2 protein-coding genes are annotated in these 699 nt (G+C 57.9%); both read right to left on the bottom strand.

Translation table 11 applies throughout. The annotated features are described in order from the left end of the window. A partial coding sequence (locus ACR0EL_RS22345) for a copper chaperone PCu(A)C (protein WP_480502336.1) occupies positions 1-296 on the bottom strand: 296 nt, incomplete at its 3' end. Positions 297-314: 18 nt separating this feature from the next. Next, on the bottom strand, positions 315-699 hold a 385-nt coding region (locus ACR0EL_RS22340), incomplete at its 5' end, for a DsbA family protein (RefSeq protein ID WP_480502335.1).

Here is a 699-nt window from a genome sequence, read left to right as displayed (position 1 = left end):
AGCTCGCCAGCTGGTGCCATGGAACTGACGCCCTCTGCATTGGTCGATGTCTGATGTATCTCGGGCATCATCGCAAGATCGGTGCGGATAGACGTCAGCGTAACGGCCTCATTGCCGGTGTTGCGGATCGTCATGTAAGCGGCCCCCGGCCGGTTGGTGCCGATTGACGCGCGCGACCAGGCTCCTTCAACGACAACATCATCGACCCCTGCTAGTACCGGCGCCGAGAGAATGGCCGCAAAACCGAATGCACTTAGCGCCCCTGCTAGAAGAGTATTTTTTGCAGTGAGTCTCATTTTATCTCTCGCTATAGATCAGCTTTGCAGCGCTGCAACTTCTGCAGCGACCAGGCGCCTCAACTCGGCCTCACCAAACGGATCGAGCGATTTGCCGTTGACGAAAAACGTGGGAGTTTGCCGTACACCAACTGCTTCGACATCAGCGCGATCCTGATTGAGAACACCGACTGTCTGGGGTGCGAGCATTTGTGTCTGCGCTGCCTCGGCATCCAGTCCCGCTGCTGCTGCAATTCGAATAATAAGACCAGGCTCAGGCGCACCATGCGCGGCCCATTTGGGCTGCTCTCGCAGCACAGCTTCCAGGACCGGTTCAAAGACCCCCTGCATGCGTGCCGCTTCAAGCACGCGGATCGCCTCCTCTGAGCCTTCGCCATGGAAAGGAGTGTACCGGATCACAACG

The organism is Ruegeria sp. AH12 (assembly GCF_056541465.1).
The sequence above is the reverse complement of the archived record's forward strand: the minus strand, read 5'-3'. Positions and strand labels throughout refer to the sequence as shown.